The sequence below is a fragment of the Colwellia marinimaniae genome (assembly GCF_002207865.1).
GTDB classification, from domain to species: Bacteria; Pseudomonadota; Gammaproteobacteria; order Enterobacterales; family Alteromonadaceae; genus Colwellia; species Colwellia marinimaniae.
In genome coordinates this window covers 1-250 of sequence record NZ_BDQM01000406.1, presented here as the reverse complement: position 1 = coordinate 250, position 250 = coordinate 1, and the positions used below count along the sequence as shown (strand labels likewise).

Annotated in this window: 1 protein-coding gene; it reads left to right on the top strand. The window is 42.0% G+C overall.

The window, feature by feature from the left end; translation table 11 throughout:
* A partial coding sequence (locus MTCD1_RS19845) for a DUF4136 domain-containing protein (RefSeq protein WP_143760214.1) occupies positions 1-250 on the top strand: 250 nt, incomplete at both ends.

Here is a 250-nt window from a genome sequence, read left to right as displayed (position 1 = left end):
GTAAAAATCACGCCATTAACCAAAATTGTCACTGGCGATCTGACCAATTTTGCCCAGCAACAAAATACCTTTGCTTGGTACCCTAACCGCAGCAAAACCTTCCTGCCTGACAGTATCAATAAAACCTTGTTTACCGAATATACCCAAGGTGTTATCACGCAAATAATGCAAAACAAAGGTTACACCTTAATGGACGACCCTCAACAAGCTGACTTTCTTATTGGTTATGGCTTAGCGATCGAATCCGAGC